We start from the raw sequence: 17,739 nt of genomic DNA, 5'->3' as shown, positions 1-17,739 counted from the left end.
AAATATTCAATCATGCTTAACATTGTTATTTTCGGAGCACCAGGTTCTGGTAAAGGTACACAAAGTGAAAACCTTATAAAAAAATATAACCTAGCTCATATTTCAACAGGGGACGTACTTCGTAACGAAATGAAAAATGGTACCGATCTTGGTAAATTGGCTGAAGGATATATCTCAAAAGGACAACTTGTTCCGGATGATGTAGTTATCGGTATGTTAGCTAACGTGCTTGACGAAAAAATCAAAGCTGGTGCTAAAGGTGTTATTTTCGACGGTTTTCCACGTACAATTCCGCAAGGAGAAGCTTTGGACGCAATGCTAAAAGAACGTGGCGAAGAAGTTTCGGCTGTAGTTAGTCTTAATGTTGAAGAAGAAGAATTGATCAACCGTCTTATCAAACGCGGTCAGGATTCAGGTCGTTCGGATGATAACTACGAAACAATTAAAGCTCGTTTGGACGTTTATAACAACCAAACATCACCACTGAAAGCTCATTACGAAAAATCGGGCAAATTGCACGCTATTCATGGAATGGGTACAGTAGAAGAAATATTTGAAAAAATAGCCAAAGCTATTGATTCGATAAAATAAAATTTAAAAAAGAAAGAAAACTTAGATATGGCTGATTCGAATTTTATTGACTACGTCAAGATTTATTGTCGATCGGGAAAGGGTGGGCGAGGCTCAACTCACTTCCGTCGCGAAAAATACATCCCGAAAGGAGGTCCCGATGGAGGAGATGGAGGAGACGGAGGCCATATTATACTTCGTGCTAACCGCAATTATTGGACACTTCTTCACCTTAAGTACGAGCGTCACATCTTGGCCGAGCATGGCGAAAGCGGTTCGCGTCGCAAATCGTCAGGCAAGAGTGGAGACTCGAGAGTAATTGAAGTTCCGCTTGGAACAGTTGCATATGATGCCGAAACAGGTGAATATCTTTGCGATGTAACTGAAGACGGACAAGAAGTAATTTTATTGAAAGGTGGTCGTGGAGGAAAAGGTAATACTTATTTCAAGACTTCTACCAATCAGGCTCCTCGCTATGCACAGCCGGGCGAACCTTACGAAGAACGCCGCATTATTCTCGAGCTTAAAATATTAGCTGACGTTGGTTTAGTTGGTTTCCCTAATGCAGGAAAATCTACTTTGCTATCAGTTATGACGGCTGCTAAGCCTAAGATAGCTAATTATCCGTTTACTACTTTGCAACCAAATCTTGGTATTGTAAGTTATCGCGACTTCAAATCATTTGCTATTGCAGATATACCAGGTATCATTGAAGGTGCAAGTGAAGGTAAAGGGTTAGGACTACGATTTTTACGACATATCGAGCGTAACTCGTTATTGTTATTTATGGTTCCGGCCGATACAGAAGATATTAAGAAAGAGTATAATATCTTGCTGAATGAGTTGGGTCAATATAACCCCGAATTGCTTGATAAACGTCGTGTATTAGCTATTTCTAAAGCCGATACAATAGATCAAGAGTTAGAAGAAATGCTTAGTGCTGATCTTCCTGATGTACCACATATCTTTATTTCATCTATTGCCGAGCAAAATCTTCAGCAATTGAAAGATTTGCTTTGGAATGAGTTGAATGCTGATGGTGAATACAAAAAAACATTTGATATATCACATCGCAATCTCGATATCAAAACTGTCGAATTTGAGGAAGAAGACTATATTCCTGAAGATGATTATGACGACGATGATTATTGGGATGATGAAGAAGATCCAGATTTTGATCCTGAATTCTATTACGAAGAAGGGTTAGAAGACGAAGAATAATAGATTTTCTATATTAAAAATATAAATAAAGATCAGTATGGTACTACTGATCTTTATTTGTTTTTAGATAAGTAGGTCCTTGTCTAATTGAATGAACATAAACTTTTTAAGCTATTTTATAAGCCTTCGGCTCTATTTGTTGGCAAAACATTGTATTTTTGCTCCTTGAATGCCGAAATATGACTGTGATGAAAGAATTATTGAAACGATATATATTAATTTTTGGAATACCTGCTACAATACTGCTTATTGCAGCTTGTGCTAATATGGCAAGTCCTACTGGTGGAGCCTATGATTTGGATCCGCCAAAAGTAGTTAAATCATCCCCAGGATTTAATGTAACGAATTATACAAAAAATCGTATTGAATTGGAATTTGATGAGAATGTTGTTATAAATAAGCCAAGTGAAAAAGTAATCGTTACTCCGCCACAGCAACGTAATCCGATCATTCGCTCAGTTAATCGTAAAGTACGTGTCGAACTTCAGGATACTTTGCTCGATAATACAACATATACGATTGACTTTACGGATGCCATTCGCGATAACAATGAAGGTAACATACTCGAAAACTTCTCATATTCGTTTTCTACAGGTGATAAAATCGACTCATTAGCTATTTCGGGGAGAGTTGTCAATGCTGAAGATTTAGAACCTCTAAAAGGGATATTTGTAGGTCTTCATTCTAATCTTAACGATACAGCTTTTACGAAAATAAAATTCGAGCGTATATCGAAAACTAACGAAAAAGGAGAATTTACAATTCGTGGAGTAGGAGAGGGACGATATCGTGTATTTGCATTGGATGACAATACGCGTAAATATATGTATCTGAATATGGGATCAGCGGTTGCTTTTTGGGATTCTATCGTAGAGCCGTATTCTGTTCCTGCTGTTCGTCAAGATTCTGTATTCAAGAAAGATAAAAAAACAGGTTTCAATATTTACGATACGATAGTTGATGTCAATTATACACGTTTTATGCCTGATGATTTGGTTTTACGGGCATTTGTATCGAACGTAAAACGGAAATACCTTCAAAATGTAGATCGTAAAGAAAACCGTCTGTATGTACATTTTGGTGCACCAACCGAATTGCCTATTCTGGAACCACTATCATTCAGTGCCGATAAAGATTGGTATGTGCTAGAACGTTATGCCACTAACGATACTCTTACTTATTGGATAAAAGACAAAGATATTCTAGCTATTGATACATTGTCTTTCCGTATGAGCTATTTACAGACCGACTCATTGAATCAGGATCATTGGATATCAGAAGTAGTAAAATTCGCTGAACGTGGCAGAAAGAAGGATAAAGAAGATAAAAAGAGGAAGAAGAAAGACGACGAAGAACCTGAAATTGTTTTCTTAAATATGCAAAGCGACATATCGGCTTCTTGGGATATATATTCCGATATCAATTTCGAATTCGACGAGCCTCTTATAACTGATTTTGCAGAAAAAATTAAACTGGAAAAACTCATTGATACTACTTTCACCGAAGTAGATAATTTCATGATAACTATAGATTCGCTCAATCCACGTAAATATTCTTTGCGATACAGATGGAATTATGACGAAGAATATCAAATATCGCTGGATTCGGCCAGCCTCATTGGTTATTCGGGATTGTGGAATAATAAATATTCTCAGAAATTCCGTATAAAGACAAAAGATCAGTACGGAGAGATAGCAATTGCACTGCCTGGTATAGGCGATTTGCCTGCTTATGTCGAATTAGTTGACGTCTCGGATAAACCTTATCGTAAAATCAGAGTCAAAAGAGAAATGGTTCTCTTCAAGAATGTGATTCCGGGAGAATATTTTGCTCGTCTGGTAGTCGATACGAACAATAACTATAAATGGGATACTGGTAATTATTTCGAAAATAAGCAACCCGAATTAGTATTCTATTGTGATAAGAAGTTCACTATTCGTGCTAACTGGCAAAATGATGAGAATTGGCCTATCGATGTTTCTGAAAAGAATGCAACGAAACCTCTTGAGGTTACTAAAAACAAACCTGAGACAAAGAAAAATAAACAACAAGAGCTGGAAGAACGAGACCGCCAAAAAGATGAAGAAGAAAGACGTATGCGCGAAGAAGGTAAAAATTTAGGAACCGGAGGTAGCTCGCGTTACGGAGACAGAGATTATAATTACAACAACAATAACAATATTGGTTCGGGAGGCTCGAATTATAGATATTAACTAGACTTACAAAATTATGGTGAAAGGTTATTTATCAGCAATTTTTACAATTGCTATTATGCTTTGCAGCATAAATATGTCTGCACAATTATGTTCTAATACTAATACAGCCTTCAAAGAAGGAGAAGTCTTGACTTATGATCTGTATTTCAAGTATGGGATACTTAATTCCCGTGCCGGTATATCGACAATAAGTACACAAGCAGTCACATTTGATTTGAAAAGTGCCTATAAAGTTACATTGATAGCCAATTCCGAAGGTGTTGCTTCCAAGGTTTACAATGTAAGTGATACTTTATCGAGCATATTTACAAAAGATCTTCGACCTTTGAAATATCAAAAGCATGCTCACGAGGGCGGAGATTACACTAAAGAAGTTGCGACATACAAATACTCGCCAAACGAGATTAAAATCAATACAAAGCGCTGGAAAGACGGTACTGATCGTTTTAATGTGGACCATACATCCAAGACCTGTATTTACGATATGGTAAGTATAGTTCCATATGCACGGAATTTGGATTATGCCAAAATGAAAAAAGGAGATGCTGTAAAGATCGAATTTTTATCGGGCAAGCGAAAAGTTAACATGGAAATAGAGCATGCCGGCACTGAGAAGATAAAAGCTAATAATGGAAAAAAATACAATTGTATTAAATTAGTATTGAGTATCAGTGACGATGCTTTTGCAAATAAGGAAGAATCGATGAAAGTTTATCTTACAAACGATCTTAACCGTATGCCGGTTCGGATAGATACTAAGCTTAAACACGGTTCAACACGTGCTATGCTGAAGGATTATAAAGGCAATCGTTATCCAATAAAGGATTAATCAGTCGGTTTTTTCTTCTCTGAATTGCAGATAGCTGAAAAGAGGGTAGTGGTCTGAGAAAATAACTTTCTCTACATCTGCATTGTAGGCTTTTATATCTTTGCTGTGCATGATGTAATCGATGCGGAACCAAAACATATCTTTGTGGTACGAAATTCCTTGTCCAAAGCCCGTATCAGCATACGAATCTCTTAATTTATCCCCTCTGATTGTTTTATAGACATAGGATATAGGTGTATCGTTGAAATCGCCACAAAGTATTATTGGTTGATTGCCGAGTGAATCTATTACTTGAGCAACTATTTCAGCTTCTTTTGCACGTTTCAGATATGCAGATCCCAGACGTTGATGTATATTTTGCGAAACGGTGTCTAACATGTTGAAATCGCCCGAACCTACAAAGTCCTTATAAAGACGCTTGTCTTCAGGTGTTATACGATTCGATTCGAGATGTACGTTTATCAGATTTACCCACTTATCCTTTATTTTTATCTTATAAATTGCTACACCGTTAAATTCGCTTTCAATTTTAATTTCCTCGGTCTTTTTGATCGGAAATTTCGAATAACAAGCCACTCCGAAGGAATAGATACCTTCGGCCTTACCGAAACGAACTACCGACCTGTAAGGATAATCTGATAGAATTTTGTCGATCTCGGTAATAGAAATAACTCCGGTGGTATCGTAGGGAATATTATTGATTACGACCTCTTGCATGCAAATAATATCTGCATTCGAATTGGCAATGTATTCGAATATAGGCTTATCACGGGCTTGCTCATCGCGATCCCAATTGAATCCCATAACATTGTATGTCATTATTTTAATGCAATCTTCGGGAATTGTTTTCGCTTTTCGGTGAATTGGGAAATATACAGTTATTCCTCCCCACGATATGCCTAATGATACGATGCAGAATAGTGCCCATTTCCATTTCAAGAATACAATCCACAAGATTAGAAAAGCAACGTTGATAGTAAATAGAATGATAAATCCAAGTCCCAGGTAGGTTGGAATAAGGCTTTTTGCAGGTTCTACGTACCAAGCCATGAAAGCTAGTAGCAGAAGTATGAAAAAGAATACATTGATAGCAAAAAGTATATTGATAGTAGTTCGTCCAATAAAGCGGCGAGCTTTATGTATCTTTTCTATGATCGTTAATTCCCTGAATATTGACATTATTATTCTACATCATCTTTAAATTGCAAATAAGTCATAATAGGGTAGTGATCAGAGTATTTTACATTCCCTACGGTACAGTTATATGATTTCATCTCGTCGGAATGCATGATGTAGTCAATGCGAAACCAGAATTTATTCTCATGATAAGTGATGCCTTGCCCTAGTCCTGTGGCAGCATAAGCATCTGTCATATAGCCTTTTATAGTATTGTAGGTATATGAAATTGGTGTATCGTTAAAGTCGCCACATACGATAGTAGCATCAAGTTTGTTCGATCTGATATAACCGGCAATGTAATCTGCTTGTTTTTCGCGTTTAGCATAAGCAGTTCCCATGCGTTCTTTGATGTTATGAGTTACTTCATTGAAAGTCTCTGCATCTTTCGATACTGATAGATTGTGATATAATTGTTTGTCAGCAGCGGTTATTTTATTTGATTCCAAGTGATTATTTATCAATAATACTTTCTTCCCTTTTACGTCTAGGTGATATGCTACCGATCCGTTGAAAGAACTCTGAAAGAACTTCAATCGCTCTGTTTTTTTAATTGGATATTTCGAATAACATGCTACACCATATGCTATTCCACCACTTCCAAACCTTGTAATTGAGTGATAAGGATAATTTTTTAGCTTTTTCTTTATTTCAGCTTCTGAAATCAATTTACCCTTTTTCGATTTGCTGGCATTGAATTCTTGCAGGCATATTATATCTGCATTTTGTTCGCGTATGTAGTCGAATATAGGATTCTGACGCGCTTCTTCGCCTTCAAGCCAATTGAAGCTTCTTACATTGTAAGAAAGCACCTTTATGCAGTTTTCGGGAACATCTTTAGTCTTGAAATGAATAGGGTAGTAGGTTAGGATTGGTTTCCAGCAAAGAACAAATACTATAATGTTCACCAAAACGAATTTCCATCGTCTGAAAATAATCCAAAATATTAGATAGCAGATGTTTATTATGAATATTATTGGAAATCCGAGTCCAAGAAATGAGAAAATAGAAGTCTTGCTAGGTGGAACTGTCCATGCAAGCATAGACATGAGTAGTAAGGCCATTACTACTATATTAGAGATGAAAATAGCAACACTGAGTGCTATTGTTGTTATCTTGAAAAAACTTTTAATTTTTGCTAGCATCGAATAAGCGTTTTTTCTCTTCAGCAGTAAGGCTGCTGTACCCTGATTTTTTTATTTTGTCAAGAATATCATCTATTTCCTGCGTATTCTTCTTTTTACGTTCGTTGTATTCGTAATCTTTCTCTCTGTCATTCTTTACTTTAACCTTCATTTTAGCCTTTTTAGGATGAGGTTTCGAAAGATTGGCTACCCAGTCGATAATACGTGTAATCCAGCGCGTAATATCTTTTCCTTTGCGGTATTGAATGGCATAGATATATCCTAAGATTGCCCCTCCAATATGTGCTACGTGGCCTCCAGGATTACTGGGATTATCTAACGACATAAAGTCGATGATAAACAAAAAGATAGCGATATATACAATCTTGACTGGTCCCAAAAGTAGTAAGCCTATCTTTGCATTTGGATTGTAGAAAGCAACTGCAAAGATTATTGCCATGACCGATGCCGAAGCTCCAATCAGTATTGAAGGACGCATACCCTGAAATAACGGGATCGTATTATAAGCCAACATATATAACAATGCTCCGGCAATTCCTCCCAAGACATACAGACTTCCAAGACTTTTCGAGTTGAAATAGGTGAGATATATCTGTCCAAACCAGTAAAGCATCAGCATATTAAAAAGAATGTGGAGCAACCCTTCATGCACAAACATGTAAGTGATGATTGTCCAAGGACGAATCAGCAGATGCGAAAAGCTGTCAGGAACTCCAATATATTCGGTCAAGTCGAATCCCTGAATCAGAAACAATTTGGTTATTACCCAATATACAGATAGAATGACGAATACAGCTACATTTATTGTAATGAGCTGTATCAGTATATCTTTCTGTTTGAATCTGTATTTTAAGCTATCAAAAAAAGTTCCCATTTCTACGTGCTTTACTTCTCCAATACATTATGATAAAAAGTCCGGTAATAAGACCACCCAAGTGGGCAAAGTGTGCTACATTATCGTTCGGATTGTTAGAAAGTCCCATAAATAGCTCTAATGCTCCGTAGCCTATTACAAACCATTTTGCTTTGATGGGAATTGGAATAGGAATCATTATCAGCTCGACATTAGGAAATAACATACCAAAAGCAACAAGAATTCCGAATACAGCACCCGACGCACCTACCATACTCCATAAATTACGTAGTATATTTAGTTCTGCAGCGCTAGGGTCAGTGAAGTTTTTTCCTTCTCTAAGTATTTCAGCACCTTGAGTCAGAACACCATTTAATAATTCGGGAGAGAGGCTTGCTTCAAGATTTTGTATTTGAATAAAAGCAATTAGTAATTGAACTAACGCTGCACCAATACCCGTAAGCATATAATAGGTCAAGAATCGTTTAGGTCCCCATACTGATTCAAGAGTACGTCCGAACATGAAAACAGCAAACATATTGAAAAACATATGCGTAAAATCGGCATGTGCGAACATGCTGGTTATAATCTGATGCGGATAAAAGTACTCAGATGTGAAGTAATAAAGGCCTAAATAATGATTGATATCAACGATATCGGCAAGCAAGAAAGTAGCAAACCAAACAATGACATTGATGATCAAAATATTGCGTGTTACGATAGGGATCGAACCCATGAATCCGGAGTTGTTTTGTAGCATATACCGATATGTCTTTTCTGTTATAGATGTGCAAAAATACGATATTTTTGCCTCAGATAATATCAAAGCTGCTCATATTACCTAAAATTATGACTTAATAGCGATGTTTTACAGTTTTTTCTTATTGATTATTAAATAAAAAAACATATATTTGAGATTGTTAAATACAAGAGAAAGACATTATTACACAGAAACACAACATTTAAGTTACATATATGTTTAATTAAATTCATTTCATTTTTACTATGAACAAAACAGAATTAATCAACGCAATTGCTGAAAAATCAGGATTGAGTAAAGTGGATTCTAAAAAAGCACTAGAAGCTTTTATGGAATCAGTAACTGAAGAAGTAAAAGCAGGTGGAAAAGTTGCTTTAGTAGGTTTCGGAACATTCTCAGTTACTCAAAAATCTGCTCGTAAAGGTATTAACCCTCGTACGAAAGCTGTTATCAATATCCCTGCTAAGAAGTCTGTAAAATTCAAAGCCGGATCAGAACTATCTGCTTTGTAATTGATTACACAATACAGCAAAAAAGCAATGACAGAGATATTCAAATAAAGAGTATCTCTGTTTTCTATTTTATAAAAAGCAGATTATCTTGACGAAAAGGCATCGGGATAGAAGGTTTTTGTTAATTTTGTAGTCCGAAACAGAAATATAATTTATTAACGAAGAAATGAAACTCGAAGCTAAACTTCAACAATCGGTACAGAAAGCCATTGAATCATTATACGGGCAAGTAGTTGCCTTGGAACAAATCCAGATTTCGAAGACTAAAAAAGAATTTGAAGGTCACTTTACACTTGTAGTATTCCCTTTTCTGAGAATTTCTAAAAAAGGACCTGAGCAAACAGCGCAGGAAATAGGAGAATATCTGGAAAAGAATGAAGCGTCGGTATCTGCGTTCAATGTGATCAAGGGATTCTTGAATCTTACAATTGCATCCGAGTGCTGGGTAGAATTGTTGAATGATATAAATGCCGATGCCAATTACGGGATTGTGGCCGAACAGCCGGATGCTCCTTTGGCAATGATCGAGTATTCGTCTCCGAATACAAACAAACCATTACACCTTGGTCATGTGCGTAATAATCTGTTAGGATATGCTTTGGCAGAAGTGTTGAAAGCAAACGGATTGAAAGTAATTAAAACGAATTTGGTAAACGACCGTGGTATCCATATCTGTAAGTCGATGTTAGCTTGGGAAAAATGGGGTAATGGAGAAACTCCTGAATCGAGCGGTAAAAAAGGAGACCATCTTGTAGGTGATTACTATGTTAGCTTCGACAAACATTATAAAGCAGAATTGGCTGAATTACAGGCTAAAGGCTTATCGAAGGAAGAAGCAGAAGCTAAATCAGAATTGATGGCCGAAGCTCGCGAAATGCTTCGTAAGTGGGAAGCTGGCGATACACATGTTGTTGAGTTGTGGAATATGATGAACTCGTGGGTTTATGCCGGATTCGATGAAACTTATAAGAAAATGGGTGTCGATTTCGATAAGATCTATTATGAGTCTCAAACCTATATGGAAGGTAAAGACGTGGTAATGGGAGGTCTTGAAAAGGGTGTTTTCTTCCGCAAAGAAGATGGCTCTGTTTGGGCAGACCTAACTGGTGATGGATTGGATCAAAAACTTCTTCTACGTTCCGATGGCACTTCGGTTTACATGACTCAGGATATAGGTACAGCTAAAATTCGTTTCGACGATTTCCCTATCGACAAAATGATTTATGTAGTTGGTAACGAGCAAAATTATCACTTCCAAGTACTTTCTATTCTATTGGATAAGTTAGGCTTTGAATTTGGAAAAGGTCTTCTTCACTTTTCTTACGGAATGGTTGAGTTGCCAGAAGGTAAGATGAAGTCGCGTGAAGGGACTGTCGTAGATGCCGATGATTTGATTGACGAAATGGTTGCTTCGGCAAAAGAAATTTCACAAGAACTTGGTAAACTAGATAATTGCTCGGAAGAAGAGGCTGATAATATTTCGAGAATAGTAGGTACCGGAGCATTGAAATACTTCATTTTGAAAGTTGATCCGAAGAAGAATATGACTTTCAATCCGAAAGAATCAATAGACTTCAATGGTAATACTGGTCCATTTATTCAATATACATACGCACGTATCCGTTCGGTATTGCGTAAAGCTACAGATCTTGGACTTGTTGTTCCGACGTCTCTGACATTGACAGCAGAACTTTCAACAAAAGAAGAAGGATTGGTGCAGAGTGTAGCTGATTACGCTGCAACGGTTCAGCAGGCAGGTAAAGAATACAATCCAGCATTGATTGCTAACTATGTATACGATTTAGTAAAAGAGTACAACCAGTTCTATCATGATTTCTCTATTCTGAAAGAAGAAAATGAAGAATTGAAAATATTCCGCTTGATGCTTTCGGCCAATGTAGCCAAAGTCGTTAAGAGCGCAATGTCTCTTCTTGGAATTGATGTTCCTGAAAGAATGTAATAATAGCGTTATAATATAAAAAAGGCACTTACTACAATCTGGTAAGTGCCTTTTTGTATTGTATTATATGTTTATCCTGCAACTACAACTTTGTAGCCAATTTCTTCTACACGATTACCAATTTTTCGCAACTCTTCTACTGGGACTTTTATTAAGCTTTTTGACGGAGTTTCTCTGTCGAGCGAATAAATCATCACTTCGCGAGGATTACTCGATTTTATCGCCTCTAACCATGCCGAAATTTCATCTTCGGTGGTATTGTCGAATTCTATTCCGTTATCGCTACCTCTGAGGAACATTGTCTGAAGGATAAACTTTCCGTCAAATTGTTTGAAAAGTTCGATTTGTTTTTCAATGCTATATGACGGACTGTTAGGGCGATCGACTACGCGAACAGTTTCTATTTTGGCCGAATCGAGCTTTAGTATATTATTATCTATCTTCCGTAAAGCATCCACAACGCTCTTTTTACCGATATTCATAGCATTGGATAGTACGCTGATCTTTGCAGTAGGATAATATTTATCACGAAGTTCAATCGTATCGTCAATGATTCCGGCGAATTCGGGATGCATTGTAGGCTCGCCATTTCCTGAAAAAGTAATTACATCAATGGCTGTATTTGTTTCTATCAATCGAATTAGTTTGTCTTCAAGAGCAGCTTTCACATTTGCACGATCAGGCAATTTCGTTTTTGTTTTGAAATCCTTATTGAATCCGCACTCGCAGTATAAACAGTCGAACGAACATAATTTACCATCGTAGGGTAGGAGATTCATACCTAGCGAAGAGCCTAATCTGCGGCTATGAATTGGGCCGAAAACGATTTCGTGAAACAAGATTGTAGCCATTTTGTTCTGATATTTTTTAGAATAAGAGTAAAGTTAGTAAGAATTACTTAGAATGCTTTGGATATAGGTGCTAATATTTTCCCTTTCCACCATATGGTATTGTTCGTGTTATCTTTGAAATTAAATTCAAAAACAGCTTTTAAAGTGTCCTTCTCCAGAAGTCTTTTATCGATTATAATACTGTTATTTTTATCAAGCGTTACTTTGAAGTCAATCTCAGGATTGATACTTGTCAAATTTATACTTGGATGACATTTGTTATCTATAATAGAGATATGTAGCGAAGCATGACTAGAAACGTTCATTAGTGTTGCTGCTCCATATTCATTTGTAGCTATTTGCCTTACTTCGATAAAGTTTGTTTCGTAAAATTGAGGAGCATTACTCGTACACTCAATTGTATGGTACTGATGCGTAGTATCTACTAATTGGTAGTATTCAGATAAATATTCATTTTTAATTTCCCCGTTCTCATCCATCATCCTTTCTATTTCTGGGTATGTTATTCCGTCTTGGATTGGTTGATTATATTGGTTTATAATGATATATTCAGCATAGCTCCATTGACTAGCGAATGAAAAATCCTGTTCGGATAAGTCTGCCCATCTTATATTTACTTTATCTGTTGCCGTAGTACAAGATGATGAAATGATCAGAAATAATACTATAAATTTAAGGTAATAAATTGTTTTCATACCAACCATTTGATTCCGTACATTGTACCATACATAAGTAAAGCATATCGTAAGAATTTACCTGCAAACATCGTAACATTTACAATAAGTACATTTGCTCGCATAAAGCCCAATGCCAGACATATTACATCGCCTATTACCGGAACAAAACTGAAAAATGCCATTGCAGCACCTTTACCCTTAAGCCAGTTATGCATTTTTTCGATTTTGCTTCGTGGAACTTTCAAGTACTTTTCAATCCATCTGATTTTGCCTAATTTGCCTAAATAGTAGTTTGTCATTCCGCCTAACCAGTTCCCTATCGATGCCACAATGAGGCACGTGTATGGTTCTAGACCCATGGCAATGAGGGTTACAAATACTATTTCGGAACCTATTGGCAAGATTGTAGCAGCCAGAAATGCTGCTATGAAAAGACCTACATATCCATATTCTACTAATCCGTCAAGCATATTTTCTTCTTCGTGAATAGACGATAAATATAATTAGCCCGATTATACTTATGATGCTCAGATACAAACCTATTGTTTGTATTAATGTTCCTTCGTAAAATACCTTTATATGACCAGATGATGGAACATTAATTTCTACCAATCCGGTTTCGCTTTCAGTGATTTGAAGTTTATTATTATCCTGATAAGCGGCGTATCCTTTGTAGTAAATAAGGGGTAGTTCTAATACGTCTTTATCCGAATTCAGGATTATGTCGAAGCTGGTTATACTTTTATTGCGGCTGAAGTTAAGTATCTCAGATTGTTGCTGTGAAATGATGGTATCTCCCCTTTCAGCAAGATATTCGACTGACGGCACAGCGTCAGGTATATATTCACGTCCAGCTAGGAAGTAATAGTTATCTATTGTAGGCTCTGCATTCAGATTGTTCCAACGAACAGCTTTGTACAGCTCGGCATCGTTGACTATCATAAATGATGTGGTAAAAACAATAATAGCTAATGCAGCTAGAGCACGTCTCGTATTGCTTAAAGCAAGAGACAGATAATAACCTCCCGCTACAGCAAAGAAGAAGCACGAAAACTCAAGCAATCGCCATGGAAATTGTATGAAGTCTAGGAGTGTAAATGGAAAATATTGCCATGGAAATAGTACTGATGTCATGAATATATAGACTAATCCAACTATTACCATCGTATCGGCAAAGCGAAGTAGTGTAGTTTTTTTCGATACAAATAATCTGACACATACTGCAGCTGATAGTAAAAGGCTTACCCCTGGAATAAATATTTGACGAGCCTGTACACCTCCCGTGTACATTCCCCAGATTACCCAGTTGATTCCGAATTTTGCTGTCGCTGGTTTTCCCGTCAGTTCGCGAGCCTGATAATAGAATGTATCTGACAACATCTGTTCAAGCATCGGGAAGACGTAGTATGCTGTTATTAGAACGGTTGAAAAGGCAGCAATACCCAAATATAGTATGCGTTTAGGTTCTTTTCGAAGGTATTTATTATATGTAATCAAGAAGATTATTACTGTTAGAAGAGTCAGTACGGTGGAAATTACGTGCGTGAAAATCAGTAAACTAAAGCCTATAGCTATGATATACCACTTTTTGTAATCTCCTTTTACGATGTGGTATAATCCCAGAAATACGATAGGTATAAACGTAAAAGAGATTGTCTCGCCCAAAGCAGCTCTGTGATACATATCCAGCAAGCGATAGAAGCAGAATGTGTACAAAATACTGGCTATTGAGGCAGCCAGATTATTCTCGAAAATCTTCCTTACAGCTATGTATGTAAACAATCCACACAGAATAGTAATGACAAATAGTATTGTGTTATATGCAGTCAAAGTACTAGTTACTAGTCCCAATAAAGCGAATGGAATGAGTATTACATCGCAATAGAAAGCCTTCGTGAAGTATCCGTATCCATCTATGACTTTATAATCGAGGTAGTAGGGGAAAGTGCCTTCTTTTATCGCGTCCATCAGTGCTTCCAATCGCATGATGTGGAAGTAATAATCTTGTCCGGCGTGCATTGGTAGGTATGCATATACCATGATAGCCGATATGGCGGTTAGCAATATGGCAAATAAAGCAAAGTGCTGTTTGTCGCTAAACCTGATTTTATCGATAAAACTCATACTATGTGTAGTTTAGGCTGTTTAATGTGCTTCTAACCAGTTTTTTCCTATTCCAAAGTCTGCTCTCAGAGGTACATCCATCGTATAAGCCGATTCCATTTCTTCGACTACAATTTGTTGTACTCTCTCTACTTCGTCTGGACATACATTGAAATTCAACTCATCATGAACCTGCAGAATCATTTTTGATTTCAAATTCTCTTTTTCGAAACGTTCGAAAATACGATTCATAGCTACTTTTATTATATCTGCGGCACTACCCTGTATAGGAGCGTTTATTGCATTTCGTTCGGCATATCCGCGTACCACTGCATTTCGTGAATTGATGTCCGGAAGGAATCGTTTGCGTCCTAAAATAGTCTCTACGTAACCTTTTTCCTGAGCCACTTTAATGCTTTCGTCCATATATTCTTTCACCTGAGGGAATGATTCGAAATAACCATCTATCAGCATTTTTGCTTCTCCACGAGGAATGGTTAATCTTTCGGAAAGTCCGAATACCGAGATACCATATATGATGCCAAAATTGGCAGTCTTAGCTTTACGGCGCATATCAGAATCAACTTCTTCGATAGGTACTTTGTATATTTTGGCTGCAGTTGCTGCGTGGATATCTGCTCCGCTACGGAATGCTTCGATCATGTGTTGATCTTTGCTCAGATGAGCCATAATCCGAAGTTCGATCTGCGAGTAGTCGGCCGAAAAGAATAAACATCCTTCATCGGGAATAAATGCCCTTCGAATCTCGCGTCCAAGATCTTCACGAATAGGAATGTTTTGGAGATTCGGATTACTAGAGCTTAGGCGGCCAGTAGAAGTTACAGTCTGGTTATAAGAAGTATGTACTTTTCCGTCAGTCTTACTAATCAATGCTGGAAGTGCATCTACGTAAGTGCTAAGCAGTTTCTTAAGCCCACGATATTCCAAAATTTTAGCAACTATAGGGTGGGAGTCTTTCATGCTTTCCAGAACTTCTTCACTAGTTACATATTGGCCAGTCTTCGTCTTTTTGGGCTTGTCTACTATTTTGAGCTGATCGAATAAAACTTCACCGACTTGTTTTGCCGAATTAATATTGAATTCGACTTTCGAAAGTTCGAAAATTTCGGTTTCGATGTTTATCAATTGCTGTGTCAGTTTCGCCGAAAATTCTTTCAGAGCTTCCGAGTCCAGTCTTACTCCAGTATATTCCATATCGGCAAGAACATAGACAAGAGGTTGCTCTATATTATAGAGTAAGTCGCTCAGACCTTGTTTTTCTATTTCTTTTTCGAGGATAGTTTTTAATTTGAGAGTAATGTCGGCATCTTCGCAAGCGTAGTCTTTCACTTGTGCCGGACTTAGGCTTGCCATCGATAGCTGATTCTTTCCTTTGCTTCCTATCAGTTCGTCAATTCGGATGGTACGATAGTTGAGATAATTCTCGGCCATGTAATCCATGTTGTGACGAAGTTCGGGATTAATAAGATAATGGGCGATCATCGTGTCGAAAAGTTTCCCTTTGACTTTGATGCCGTATTTTTTGAGGACGACAATATCATATTTTATATTTTGTCCTATTTTCAGAATTTTTTCGTTTTCGAAAAATTTTCTGAATAGCTCGACTCTGTTTTTTGCTTTTTCAAAATTTTGCTCGACAGGTATGTAATATGCTTCGCCTTCGACGAAAGAAAACGACATTCCGACCAAATTGCACTCAATAGGGTCAATACCCGTAGTTTCGGTATCAAATGAGCAAAATTTCAGATCAGATATTTTTGCTGCAAATTTGGCTATTTCTTCTTCATTATCAATTAGATAATAATTGTGAGGGACGTCTTTTAACTCGCTGAGAGTTGAATAAATATTTTCGTTTGAAGAGTTGTCCGCAAATTCTGCAAAGAGATTGCCTTGAATTGGCCCCTGATTTTGAATTTTCGGTTTGGAAGGAGAATCGGTTTTGGCATTATTTAACACTCTGGTCAAAAGTGTACGAAATTCCAATTCTTCGAAAATTGTTTGCATTTTTTCTGCATCCGGATTTTTTCGTTCAAATTCCGAAGCATTAAATTCTAGAGGCACATCAATTTTAATTGTTGCCAAATATTTTGAAAAAAGAATCTGTTCGCGATTATTTTCTAATTTTTCTTTTAGAGCTCCTTTTATATTTTGAGTGTTATCGAGTATCTTTTCAATCGAGCCATATTCGCTTAATAATTTTTGAGCAGTTTTTTGTCCAACTCCCGGGCAACCCGGAATATTATCGGATGTGTCACCCATCAAACCTAAAAGATCGATCATCTGAGTAGGAGAGGAGAGACCGTATTTTTCCATGATAGCATTCGCATCCAATTTATCGAAACCTGTTCCCATAAATTTTGGCTTCAGCATGAAGATGTGCTCACTTGTCAGCTGACCATAATCTTTATCGGAAGTCATCATGTATACCTCGAAAGATTCTTTCTCGGCAAGTTTCGAGATAGTGCCGATTACGTCATCGGCTTCATAACGCGGAATCTCAAGCATCTTGATGTTGTATGCATCAAGAATGTCTTTAATAATAGGTACTGCGGCACGTATATCTTCGGGTGTTTCCTCGCGTTGAGCTTTGTATTGTTCGTATTCTTCGTGTCGAAAAGTTCCACCGGGAGGATCGAATGCAACAGCAATATGTGTCGGAGCTTCTTTTTTAAGGACTTCCTCAAGCGTGTTGACAAAGCCAAAAGCTGCCGATGTATTTACTCCTTTCGAGTTGATACGAGGGTTTTTGATGAATGCATAATATGCACGATATATGAATGCGTAAGCGTCTATTAATATTAGTTTCATTATGGAAAATTGATTGTAAATGAAGCTTGTAAAAATA

The 17,739-nt window shown here is 37.1% G+C and carries 15 protein-coding genes; 6 read left to right on the top strand and 9 right to left on the bottom strand.

All coding sequences use genetic code 11. The annotated features are described in order from the left end of the window. Positions 1-12 precede the first annotated feature (12 nt). The 4 genes from C1A06_RS02765 (at position 13) to C1A06_RS02750 (ending at position 4,836) form a co-directional block, all read left to right on the top strand. Positions 13-591, top strand: coding sequence for an adenylate kinase (locus C1A06_RS02765; RefSeq protein WP_101688703.1), 579 nt, complete (start codon positions 13-15; stop codon positions 589-591). Between the two features lie 27 nt (positions 592-618). Next, positions 619-1,791, top strand: a complete 1,173-nt coding sequence (gene obgE, locus C1A06_RS02760) for a GTPase ObgE (RefSeq protein ID WP_101688702.1) — start codon at positions 619-621, stop codon at positions 1,789-1,791. A 188-nt stretch (positions 1,792-1,979) separates the two neighbouring features. After that, a complete protein-coding gene (locus C1A06_RS02755; protein ID WP_159461375.1) occupies positions 1,980-4,004 on the top strand; it encodes an Ig-like domain-containing protein in 2,025 nt (674 codons plus the stop codon). Positions 4,005-4,080: 76 nt separating this feature from the next. Next, positions 4,081-4,836, top strand: a complete 756-nt coding sequence (locus C1A06_RS02750; RefSeq protein ID WP_245871987.1) for a DUF3108 domain-containing protein — start codon at positions 4,081-4,083, stop codon at positions 4,834-4,836. Here C1A06_RS02750 and C1A06_RS02745 read toward each other — a convergent pair whose 3' ends face one another. Genes C1A06_RS02745 through C1A06_RS02730 form a run of 4 tightly spaced genes read right to left on the bottom strand, consistent with a single transcriptional unit; the run spans position 4,837 to position 8,746 of the window. After that, positions 4,837-6,015: an endonuclease/exonuclease/phosphatase family protein gene (locus C1A06_RS02745; RefSeq protein WP_101688699.1), complete on the bottom strand. Its 1,179-nt coding sequence runs from the start codon at positions 6,013-6,015 to the stop codon at positions 4,837-4,839. 2 nt (positions 6,016-6,017) lie between these two features. Next, a complete protein-coding gene (locus C1A06_RS02740; RefSeq protein WP_101688698.1) occupies positions 6,018-7,157 on the bottom strand; it encodes an endonuclease/exonuclease/phosphatase family protein in 1,140 nt (379 codons plus the stop codon). Further along, the gene (locus C1A06_RS02735; protein WP_101688697.1) at positions 7,141-8,031 is read right to left on the bottom strand and encodes a rhomboid family intramembrane serine protease; all 891 of its coding nucleotides are present in this window, start codon (positions 8,029-8,031) and stop codon (positions 7,141-7,143) included. The genes C1A06_RS02740 and C1A06_RS02735 overlap by 17 nt, the downstream gene beginning before the upstream one ends. Beyond that, positions 8,015-8,746, bottom strand: coding sequence for a rhomboid family intramembrane serine protease (locus C1A06_RS02730; RefSeq protein WP_185116809.1), 732 nt, complete (start codon positions 8,744-8,746; stop codon positions 8,015-8,017). The genes C1A06_RS02735 and C1A06_RS02730 overlap by 17 nt, the downstream gene beginning before the upstream one ends. Positions 8,747-9,015: 269 nt before the next feature. On the opposite strand from C1A06_RS02730, the gene C1A06_RS02725 reads away from it, so the two are divergent. Both C1A06_RS02725 and argS read left to right on the top strand, forming a co-directional pair. Then, a complete protein-coding gene (locus C1A06_RS02725) occupies positions 9,016-9,282 on the top strand; it encodes an HU family DNA-binding protein (protein ID WP_101688695.1) in 267 nt (88 codons plus the stop codon). A 166-nt stretch (positions 9,283-9,448) separates the two neighbouring features. After that, positions 9,449-11,242, top strand: coding sequence for an arginine--tRNA ligase (gene argS / locus C1A06_RS02720; protein ID WP_101688694.1), 1,794 nt, complete (start codon positions 9,449-9,451; stop codon positions 11,240-11,242). Positions 11,243-11,313: 71 nt separating this feature from the next. Here the strand turns inward: argS and C1A06_RS02715 are convergent, their stop codons facing one another. Genes C1A06_RS02715 through polA form a run of 5 tightly spaced genes read right to left on the bottom strand, consistent with a single transcriptional unit; the run spans position 11,314 to position 17,702 of the window. Then, positions 11,314-12,093, bottom strand: coding sequence for a radical SAM protein (locus C1A06_RS02715; RefSeq protein ID WP_101688693.1), 780 nt, complete (start codon positions 12,091-12,093; stop codon positions 11,314-11,316). Positions 12,094-12,140: 47 nt separating this feature from the next. After that, positions 12,141-12,788, bottom strand: coding sequence for a hypothetical protein (locus C1A06_RS02710; protein ID WP_145996327.1), 648 nt, complete (start codon positions 12,786-12,788; stop codon positions 12,141-12,143). After that, entirely contained in the window at positions 12,785-13,240 is a 456-nt protein-coding gene (locus C1A06_RS02705) for a YqaA family protein (RefSeq protein WP_101688691.1), read from the bottom strand. Before C1A06_RS02705 ends, C1A06_RS02710 begins: the two co-directional genes overlap by 4 nt. Continuing rightward, positions 13,233-14,894 (bottom strand): putative glycosyltransferase family protein, encoded by a 1,662-nt coding sequence (locus C1A06_RS02700; RefSeq protein WP_101688690.1) that lies wholly within the window; start codon positions 14,892-14,894, stop codon positions 13,233-13,235. The genes C1A06_RS02705 and C1A06_RS02700 overlap by 8 nt, the downstream gene beginning before the upstream one ends. A gap of 21 nt (positions 14,895-14,915) precedes the next feature. Beyond that, positions 14,916-17,702 carry a DNA polymerase I gene (gene polA / locus C1A06_RS02695; protein ID WP_101688689.1) on the bottom strand — a complete coding sequence of 929 codons (2,787 nt, stop codon included), beginning with the start codon at positions 17,700-17,702 and terminating at the stop codon, positions 14,916-14,918. Between the last annotated feature and the right edge of the window lie 37 nt (positions 17,703-17,739).

The organism is Dysgonomonas massiliensis (assembly GCF_900240225.1).
In the GTDB taxonomy this organism is placed as follows: Bacteria; Bacteroidota; Bacteroidia; order Bacteroidales; family Dysgonomonadaceae; genus Dysgonomonas; species Dysgonomonas massiliensis.
This window is presented reverse-complemented; position numbering and strand designations above follow the sequence as displayed.

Excerpts from the sequence above, each read along its gene's own strand:
- C1A06_RS02765 (WP_101688703.1), top strand. The coding sequence starts at position 13 with ATGCTTAACATTGTTATTTTCGGAGCACCAGGTTCTGGTAAAGGTACA.
- obgE (WP_101688702.1), top strand. The coding sequence starts at position 619 with ATGGCTGATTCGAATTTTATTGACTACGTCAAGATTTATTGTCGATCG.
- C1A06_RS02755 (WP_159461375.1), top strand. The coding sequence starts at position 1,980 with ATGAAAGAATTATTGAAACGATATATATTAATTTTTGGAATACCTGCT.
- C1A06_RS02750 (WP_245871987.1), top strand. The coding sequence starts at position 4,081 with ATGTCTGCACAATTATGTTCTAATACTAATACAGCCTTCAAAGAAGGA.
- C1A06_RS02745 (WP_101688699.1), bottom strand. The coding sequence starts at position 6,015 with ATGTCAATATTCAGGGAATTAACGATCATAGAAAAGATACATAAAGCT.
- C1A06_RS02740 (WP_101688698.1), bottom strand. The coding sequence starts at position 7,157 with ATGCTAGCAAAAATTAAAAGTTTTTTCAAGATAACAACAATAGCACTC.
- C1A06_RS02735 (WP_101688697.1), bottom strand. The coding sequence starts at position 8,031 with ATGGGAACTTTTTTTGATAGCTTAAAATACAGATTCAAACAGAAAGAT.
- C1A06_RS02730 (WP_185116809.1), bottom strand. The coding sequence starts at position 8,746 with ATGGGTTCGATCCCTATCGTAACACGCAATATTTTGATCATCAATGTC.
- C1A06_RS02725 (WP_101688695.1), top strand. The coding sequence starts at position 9,016 with ATGAACAAAACAGAATTAATCAACGCAATTGCTGAAAAATCAGGATTG.
- argS (WP_101688694.1), top strand. The coding sequence starts at position 9,449 with ATGAAACTCGAAGCTAAACTTCAACAATCGGTACAGAAAGCCATTGAA.
- C1A06_RS02715 (WP_101688693.1), bottom strand. The coding sequence starts at position 12,093 with ATGGCTACAATCTTGTTTCACGAAATCGTTTTCGGCCCAATTCATAGC.
- C1A06_RS02710 (WP_145996327.1), bottom strand. The coding sequence starts at position 12,788 with ATGAAAACAATTTATTACCTTAAATTTATAGTATTATTTCTGATCATT.
- C1A06_RS02705 (WP_101688691.1), bottom strand. The coding sequence starts at position 13,240 with ATGCTTGACGGATTAGTAGAATATGGATATGTAGGTCTTTTCATAGCA.
- C1A06_RS02700 (WP_101688690.1), bottom strand. The coding sequence starts at position 14,894 with ATGAGTTTTATCGATAAAATCAGGTTTAGCGACAAACAGCACTTTGCT.
- polA (WP_101688689.1), bottom strand. The coding sequence starts at position 17,702 with ATGAAACTAATATTAATAGACGCTTACGCATTCATATATCGTGCATAT.